The organism is uncultured Corynebacterium sp. (genome assembly GCF_902782855.1).
Lineage (GTDB): Bacteria > Actinomycetota > Actinomycetes > Mycobacteriales > Mycobacteriaceae > Corynebacterium.
The window spans coordinates 1-7,658 of sequence record NZ_CACZOO010000135.1; the positions used below are offsets into that span (position 1 = coordinate 1).

General features: G+C 67.6%; 9 protein-coding genes. 7 read left to right on the top strand and 2 right to left on the bottom strand.

Annotated features, from left to right (window positions below):
- The first annotated feature begins 227 nt into the window (after positions 1–227).
- The 5 genes from QZV72_RS06175 (at position 228) to QZV72_RS06195 (ending at position 4,475) form a co-directional block, all read left to right on the top strand.
- Positions 228–1,544, top strand: a complete 1,317-nt coding sequence (locus QZV72_RS06175) for an inorganic phosphate transporter (RefSeq protein ID WP_297006343.1) — start codon at positions 228–230, stop codon at positions 1,542–1,544.
- 3 nt (positions 1,545–1,547) lie between these two features.
- Positions 1,548–1,832: a hypothetical protein gene (locus QZV72_RS06180; RefSeq protein WP_297006345.1), complete on the top strand. Its 285-nt coding sequence runs from the start codon at positions 1,548–1,550 to the stop codon at positions 1,830–1,832.
- 172 nt (positions 1,833–2,004) lie between these two features.
- Complete coding sequence (locus QZV72_RS06185; RefSeq protein WP_297006347.1) at positions 2,005–2,274, top strand: hypothetical protein; 270 nt, start codon at positions 2,005–2,007, stop codon at positions 2,272–2,274.
- A gap of 36 nt (positions 2,275–2,310) precedes the next feature.
- On the top strand, positions 2,311–3,552 hold the full coding sequence (locus QZV72_RS06190; RefSeq protein ID WP_297006349.1) for an AMP-binding protein: 1,242 nt from the start codon (positions 2,311–2,313) through the stop codon (positions 3,550–3,552).
- A 14-nt stretch (positions 3,553–3,566) separates the two neighbouring features.
- Positions 3,567–4,475 (top strand): 1,4-dihydroxy-2-naphthoate polyprenyltransferase, encoded by a 909-nt coding sequence (locus tag QZV72_RS06195; RefSeq protein WP_297006351.1) that lies wholly within the window; start codon positions 3,567–3,569, stop codon positions 4,473–4,475.
- Positions 4,476–4,487: 12 nt separating this feature from the next.
- Here QZV72_RS06195 and QZV72_RS06200 read toward each other — a convergent pair whose 3' ends face one another.
- On the bottom strand, positions 4,488–4,853 hold the full coding sequence (locus tag QZV72_RS06200) for a hypothetical protein (RefSeq protein ID WP_297006353.1): 366 nt from the start codon (positions 4,851–4,853) through the stop codon (positions 4,488–4,490).
- A gap of 576 nt (positions 4,854–5,429) precedes the next feature.
- Positions 5,430–5,732: a DUF4229 domain-containing protein gene (locus QZV72_RS06205; RefSeq protein ID WP_297006358.1), complete on the bottom strand. Its 303-nt coding sequence runs from the start codon at positions 5,730–5,732 to the stop codon at positions 5,430–5,432.
- Between the two features lie 200 nt (positions 5,733–5,932).
- Between QZV72_RS06205 and QZV72_RS06210 the strand changes: the two genes are divergently transcribed.
- Together QZV72_RS06210 and QZV72_RS06215 are read left to right on the top strand one after the other, a co-directional pair.
- Complete coding sequence (locus QZV72_RS06210) at positions 5,933–6,343, top strand: hypothetical protein (protein ID WP_297006354.1); 411 nt, start codon at positions 5,933–5,935, stop codon at positions 6,341–6,343.
- 286 nt (positions 6,344–6,629) lie between these two features.
- Positions 6,630–7,517: an endonuclease domain-containing protein gene (locus QZV72_RS06215; RefSeq protein ID WP_297006356.1), complete on the top strand. Its 888-nt coding sequence runs from the start codon at positions 6,630–6,632 to the stop codon at positions 7,515–7,517.
- Positions 7,518–7,658: the final 141 nt, after the last annotated feature.

Sequence of the window (7,658 nt, forward strand, 5' to 3'; positions counted from 1 at the left end):
ATCGGACAGACACCGAATTGCTGACCTGCGGGAACTCCGTGGGCGGAACCCACTATTCCGGTGTCCCATCGCGGGACATCATCACAAATAGTGCTTGACCTGCAGAAATACTGCAGTATCGTCAGCCCGCCGACATTCGTTTCCGTGAGGTTCATCCGGCACTCCCCCCGTCACCCCCGCACTGGCGGGGGATGGAAATTCCGGCGTCGAAGAGGGATTCTTCTCTGGTGACTACCGAAGTACTCATCCTGATCCTCGTGATCGGCACAGCCCTGGCGTTCGACTTCACGAACGGCTTCCACGACACCGCCAACGCGATGGCCACCTCCATCGCCACCGGCGCACTCAAACCCAAGGTCGCCGTGGCACTCGCAGGTGGCCTCAACCTGGTCGGTGCCTTCCTCTCCGTCGAGGTGGCCAAGACCGTGGCCAAAGGAATCGTCGACCTCGACGCCTTCGACCTGAGCATCACCGCCGACACCGACAAGCTCCTGCTGGTCGTGTTTGCCGGACTCATCGGCGGCATCGTCTGGAACCTTCTGACCTGGCTGCTCGGCCTGCCCTCCAGCTCCTCCCACGCACTGTTCGGTGGACTCATCGGCGCCGCCATCGGCGCCCTCGGCTTCTCCGGTGTCGAGTGGAGCGGTGTCCTCGACAAGATCCTCGTCCCCGCCCTCGCAGCCCCGGTGATCGCCGGACTGGTCGCCGCGATCGGCACCTACGGCATCTACCGCACCACGCGGCGGACCCGTGAGACCGAACGAGACAACCTCTTCCGCGTCGGACAGATCGGCTCCGCCTCACTGGTCGCCCTCGCCCACGGCACCTCCGACGCCCAGAAGACCATGGGTGTCATCTTCCTCGCCCTCGTCGCCTCAGGTCACCTCGACGAGGCAGCCAACATGCCTTTCTGGGTCACCGCGAGCTGTGCTCTCGCCATCGCGGCCGGCACCTACTCCGGCGGTTGGCGCGTCATCCGCACCCTCGGCAAGGGCCTGGTCGAGATCTCCTCCCCGCAGGGCATGGCCGCCGAGGCATCCTCCGCGGCGATCATCCTCACCTCCGCCCACTTCGGTATGGCCCTGTCCACCACACACGTCGCCACCGGCTCCATCCTCGGCACCGGTGTCGGACGCCCGGGTGCCGAGGTCCGCTGGGGCGTCGCCGGCCGAATGGCGACCGCCTGGGTCACCACCCTCCCGATCGCGGCCCTCGTCTCCTACTGCATCTGGCACATCGCCAACGGCACCGCCAACCTCACCAACCTGGCGGGTGGCGCCATCGCCGCCTTCATCGTCCTGCTGATCGTGGTCGGGCTGGTCATCGTCCAGGCCCGCAAGCAGCCGGTCCACGCCGACAACGTCAACGCCGACTGGGACGAGCACGGGCTCACCCCGCCCGCCGACCACTCCGACGCCGCCGACGTCAGCCTCACGGAAACCGCCGGCCGCACCCTCTCCGGCGCCACCGCCGGGATCCATGACCCGGCCCACTTCGTCGACACCTCCAGCGGGGTCGACCACGCTTCCCGAAAGGACGTCTAGACCATGGAGCTTCTCAGTGACCTCCTCCAGGTGACCCTCGCCGGCATCATCCTCGGCGCCGGCCTTCCGATCATCTACGGTCTGGCCATCCGTCTCAGCGTCCCCGAGCAGGGCGTCGACGGCCATGCCAGTGAGCACATCCCCGGCTGGCAGCGAGGAGTGGCCGCCGTCCTCTTCCTCGTCATCATCGCGGCCGTGGTCATCGGCCTGCTGTGGATCACCCAGGGCCGTCTCTACGACGCCTTCGGATGGGACATCTTCGGTACCGGAGGAAGCACCGGACACTAGGTGCCTCCCCGGTAGTCACCACCGGACCACACAGTAAGCAGCTCCCCGGCATGCCCGGTGAGCTGCTCTTTTGTGCCAATTGCTTGACGTTTCCCACAATAGGGCTTACCCTCGACAATCAGCATTACCCCGACATACCCCACCACGTACGGCGTGGAAGGAGTGAAAGCCCATGTACAACCCACTGTCCAAGATCCTCGACTGGTACCTCGCACCGGTCCACGGAACCGCAGACGCTGCCGCAGGCACCGGTCTGGGTGTCCTCCACTCCCGACCGGCGGCCACCGACATCGTCGCCCACCTCATCGACACCGGGCACACCCCGGCGCGTGAGGCCGACGTCCGCTCATCCTTCGTCACCCTCTACGACCGCGACGCGACCCCCTTCGAGGAAATCGTCGCCTTCGACTACGTCGACAGTTTCGGCCTGCTCGCCCGGTAGCCGCATCCCGCGGCGACGCCGGGTAGCGTCAGAGCGGTGAATCCCCCGCTCGACTCTCTCCCTGTCCCCCAGGACGCAGCCGGCGTCCGTGCGGCACTGCCCGCCTACCGTGATCTCCTCGCCGGACGCCGCGCCCTGCTCCCCGTCCCACCCGTCACCTCCACGGGTGCGGCGGGAAAGTCACTGTCCGACATCATGCACGCCGACGACCCCGCCCGTCCGGCAGCCCCGGGCACCCTCGTCGCCTGCACCTCCGGTTCGACCGGCACCCCGAAGGGCGCACTGCTGCGCACGGCCGGGATACACGCCGCTATCGACGCCTCGGCGTCCTTCATCAGGGCCCGGTCCGGCACCGGTCCCGGCCCCTGGCTCCTCGCCCTGCCGCCGCACCACATCGCCGGAACCATGGTCATCCTGCGCAGTCTCGATGCCGGGTCCGCTCCGGCGGTGCTGCCCGCCCCGTTCCGGGTGGACGCTTTCTGCGCCGCGACCGACGCGCTGGCCGACGCGCACCCCGGCAGGCCCCTCCACACCTCTCTGGTGCCCACCCAGCTGATCCGGCTGCTCGACTCCGTCGCGGGCGTGAGCGCCCTGGGCCGCTACGCCGCGATCCTCGTCGGCGGCGGGCCCACTCCCCCGGCCGTGGTCACACGGTGCGCCGAGCAGGGGCTGAACGTCCTGCTGACCTACGGTTCCTCGGAGACCTCCGGCGGGGTGCTCTACAACGGGTCACCACTGCCGGGCTACACGGTGGAGATCACCGACCCTGATCCCGCCGGTGTCGGACGGGTGACCCTGCACGGCCCCTCAGTGGCCGACGGCTACCGTGCCACGGGCTCCCTCGACCCGACGGTCACCGCTGACGCCTTCCCCGCACCCGGCGTGTTCCGCACCTCAGACCTCGGGCGGGTCACCGACGGCGTCCTCACTGTGCTGGGCCGCGCCGACGGCGCAGTGAACAGTGGCGGACTGAAGATCCTGCCCGAACAGGTCGAGGCAGCGGTGGCCGCGGTCGGGGTGACCTGTTGCGCGACCGGGGTGCCGGACGGGGAGTGGGGCGAGATCGTCGCGGTGCTCGCGGAGGCTGCGGGTCCGGTCGGGACCGACTGCACGGCGCGGCTGCGGGCACAGCTGAAGGACGCTGCCACTGCGCCTCACCTGGTGCCGAAACTCGCCTTCACCGTCGACACCCTGCCCACCACCGGACCGGGGAAGGTCGACCGGATGCGGGTACGCGGCGTCCTGCAGGAGCTTGTACGGGAGGCGTCCGGCGACTGACTACAGTGAGGGACATGTCTGACCCCTCTGCCTCTGCGTCCTCTGCAGCGTCCGGCGCCACCCCGCGGGACTGGCTCACCGGCGCACGCCCCCACACCTGGGCCAACGCCATCGCCCCCGTCCTCGCCGGCACAGGTGCCGCGATCTGGGACGACGGGGCGTCCTGGTGGAGGGCGGTCCTCGCCGTGGTCGTCGCGATGGCCCTGATCATCGGCGTGAACTACGCCAACGACTACTCCGACGGGATCCGCGGCACCGACGACGACCGCACCGGGCCACTGCGTCTCACCGGGTCCGGCCTGGTGCCCCCGAAGCGGGTGAAGTACGCGGCCTTCCTCTGCTTCGGTGTGGCCGGGGTGGCGGGAATCGTCCTGTCGCTGGCGTCGAGCTGGTGGCTGATCATCGCCGGTGCGGTGTGCATCCTCGCCGCGTGGTTCTACACCGGTGGCAGGAACCCCTACGGATACCGGGGGCTGGGCGAGGTCGCCGTGTTCATCTTCTTCGGTCTGGTCGCCGTGCTCGGGACCGAGTTCACCCAGTCGGGGAAGATCTCGTGGGTCGGCCTGGCGCTGGCGGTGGGCATCGGTTCGCTGTCCTCCTCGGTGAACCTGACCAACAATCTGCGTGACATCCCGACGGATGCCGTCGCCGGCAAGACCACCCTGGCGGTGATCCTCGGCGACCGGGGGACGCGGATCCTCTACGTGTCGCTGCTGGTCGTCTCCGTGGTGATGACGCTGGCGCTGGCCGGTGCCGGGATCGCCGCCCTCATCGGGCTGATCGCCGTGCCGCTGCTCATCGTCGCCGCACTGCCCGTGGTGCAGGGGGCGACCGGTAAGGAGCTGATCCCGGTGCTGGGGACCACCGGCCGGGCGATGCTGGTGTGGGCGGTCGCGATGTTCATCGCGATGCTGCTGGTGTAGTGCTGATGTAGATCAGTTCCGCGCGGGGGAGGCGGGAACAGAGACCGGGGTGGCGGTGGCGGGTCCGCCTCCGTCATCAGTGGCTGTGGTCCAGGAGATGAGTCCGAACACGACGAGAGCTGTGGCAACAAGTACGGCGACACTGATGCCGAAGGCGGTCCACACCGTCCCCCGCCATCCGGTCGGACGTCGGAGCAGCATGACCGCCGCGATCAGGGTGACCAGTGCGATGACCGACCCCACAGGGAACCAGACGAAGGTCAGCACCGAGATCACGGCGGCGATCACTGTGACGAGCGCCGCCCGGTCCGCCGTCCGCCACCAAGCACGGAAGCCTGACGTTGTCTCTTCTCGCGGGGTGTCTAGTTCTGCAGACATCTACATTCCTCATATCTATCAAAGTGTTGACCGTATGGACCTGAACGATAGCTTGTCAGTCCTGTGGATTGAACGCCGTTACGCCCGAAAGCAGGTGAGGCGAAGGCCATTTCGGTTATCAACGTGAAGTCCCCGGCAATGCGGACCACCAGTCGCACAGCCTGCACCGGAAGTCGCAGAAAGCACGGATCCAGGCACCGCCGCGGTGTCCGGTTGCGTCCGTCTGAGGATGGTGCGCCAACGGAGACTCCGTCACTTCCGCTTGGCCGGCGGACTCCGGGGGGAGAAACCAGCACCCCCGGCCGGCGGCACGCGGCACGCACGGCCCAGGGCACCGGCGTCGTGTCCGATCAAAGGCGCGCCTGCTCCAGGCACAGGTTCACTCCTGGTGCAGGCGGGCACCGGTGGTCAGACCCGGGACATGTGTGGCCGCATCAAGGGGCACAGCAACGCCACCTGCTCCTCTGACGGAACCTGCGGCATCTACTGATCTTTCGGTGGCTCTCCACCACGGGCGACCATCGAGGTCGTCACCGATCCCCCGGGCACGGCGCCGTGCCCGGGGAAGACCTGTGCTCAGTCCAACCGCTCCTCGAGCTGGGCACGCATCTCGTCCTTGTGCCGCTCGCGTCCCGCACCCCAGACGGCGAGGTGCTCGTTGACCCGCAGCCGCAGGCCCTTGAACACGAACATCGACAGTGGGAAGGCGATGATCAGCGCCAGCAGCGCACTGATCGCCAGGGGGAAGGACTGCCCCATCTCCAGCAGCACGGCGATGAGCTGGATGACAACGGTCAGCACGATGAACAGCACCAGGCGGGCCACCCCGTAGAGGACTATGTCGCGCCAGGCCTCGCCGCCGAGCTTGCCGGGGGCCAGGTCGGTGGCGCCGTTGTCGCTGACGGCTTCGCCCACGGTCTTCTCCACGCTGTCGCCCGCACTGTCGTTCACGCTGTCGTTCACGCCTGCCACTGTACGTTCGTCGCTGCGTCCCCTCCCAATCCGTACTCCCGTTCCCGTAGCATGGAGGGTCACACCGCACCTCTGTTTCCCGACCGCTATCCAAGGAGGGTCCCACCGTGGGCCGGCTCATCATCCTCATCCTCGTGATCGTCACTGTGGTCGTCCTGTGGCGTGCCTTCGGGCCGGGTTCGGGCGACCGCGTCAACGACGGTCAGCGATCCCTGGGAAAGACTCCGAGGAAGGAGGTCAAGGGCCCTGAGGACGACCCCGACTTCCTCTGGGAGATCAAGAAGGAGCGGTTCAAGCAGCAGCGGGAGAAGGAACGGCTCGCGGAGGAGAACCTGCGCAGTGCCGAGGCCCGCGCGAAAGACGCCGAACGGCGTGCCGCAGAGGCGGAGAAGCGTGCGGAGGACGCCGAGACGCAGGCCCGGGCCGAGCGCCCGGACACTTCACGCAAGGAGCGCCCAGAGCGTCAGGATCCGGAGGAGCCGGGCGCTTCCGGGTCGGCTGGTTCAGCCGGGGCCTGACTCCGGGGCCTGACCCCACCAGGACAGCTCACACCTGGTTCACCCTCACACGAGAGGATGGTCCCCCCCGACCTCTGGTGTGAGGGTGAACTCGTTGTGAATGAACTTTCGGACGGTCGCTGGAGTCAAACTCCGTATGGACCGACAGAAGCCCCGTCCCAACCCCCACCACAACCACGACCTTTCCCCGGCCATCCCGCAGAAGCGCTCAGAGGTTCTCGCTTCTGGTGATGTGAGCCGATGGACACTTGACAGACACTGGACCACCGTCGCCAGAGGTCAGGTGATGCCTCCACCGAGGAAGGACCCGGCCTCTTTCGGCGGATTCCCCGCCAACGCCCTCGACCGGGCTCGGGCACACGCGCTGAACCACCCCGACGCGATCCTCGGCAGCTGGTCTGCCTGCCCGTTTCACAATCTGGGCCCCGACTGGGCGGACTCTGCGCCGACCGTGCTCTACGCTGACCGCGGACACACCGGCAGATCAGACACGTCGATTGCCGTACTGACCCCGTTGAGACCGGTGATCTACCCGGTCCCCGCAGACGGACTAGCGGTCATACGCCCCGACCCGCATCTTCCCGACCTCACAGTGGTGGACGCCCCGACCGCTGTCGTCCAGTGCCTCTCCTCGGTGCTCGACGGACTCCACCGGTGGCGGGTCCTCGGAATCCCGCAGATGAGGGCGAAGCTGATCTGTGGGGTCCAGTTGGTCGATGCTTTCCGGTACAGCACCGGGGTGAGCTGTGACGATATCCGGGCGGCGGCGAGAAAGAGGATCGCCGCCGACCGCGTGTCCACGGTGCTGAACCTGTCCGACGGCGGTGCCGAGTCCCCGATGGAGACGATCCTCCGACTGCTGGTGCTGGAGTGCCTTCCGCCCGGTTACAGGTGGGTGTCCCAGCTCGATCTCGGGCGGGGGCGATGCGGAGGAACAGCTCCCGACCTGGCGTGCCCGGAGTTGAAGATCGCCCTCTACTACGACGGCGCCTCCCATGACTCCCCCGAGGTCCGGGCACGGGACAAGGCGATCGACCGACAGTTGGAGGGCGAGGGATGGCAGGTGTTGAGGTTCAACCGTGCCGATATCGGTGTCGCCTCGGTCCGTCATGCAGTCCGCGCCGCAGTGCAGAACGCTCTGGACCTGCTGCAGTTGCCTGGGCTGGCATCATGAGCAGCGCCAATTCGGCCCCGCCCCATTCACCGCCGGAACACCCTCACACGAGAGGATGGTCGGACCGACCTCTCGTGTGAGGGTGTGTACTTGGTGAACGCCTGGCGGGTGGTTGAGACAGGTTGAGGGGAGCCCGGGCAG

Bases quoted from the DNA above. Each gene is read 5' to 3' on its own strand.
- QZV72_RS06180 (WP_297006345.1), top strand. From the start codon at position 1,548: ATGGAGCTTCTCAGTGACCTCCTCCAGGTGACCCTCGCCGGCATCATC.
- QZV72_RS06185 (WP_297006347.1), top strand. From the start codon at position 2,005: ATGTACAACCCACTGTCCAAGATCCTCGACTGGTACCTCGCACCGGTC.
- QZV72_RS06195 (WP_297006351.1), top strand. From the start codon at position 3,567: ATGTCTGACCCCTCTGCCTCTGCGTCCTCTGCAGCGTCCGGCGCCACC.
- QZV72_RS06200 (WP_297006353.1), bottom strand. From the start codon at position 4,853: ATGTCTGCAGAACTAGACACCCCGCGAGAAGAGACAACGTCAGGCTTC.
- QZV72_RS06215 (WP_297006356.1), top strand. From the start codon at position 6,630: ATGCCTCCACCGAGGAAGGACCCGGCCTCTTTCGGCGGATTCCCCGCC.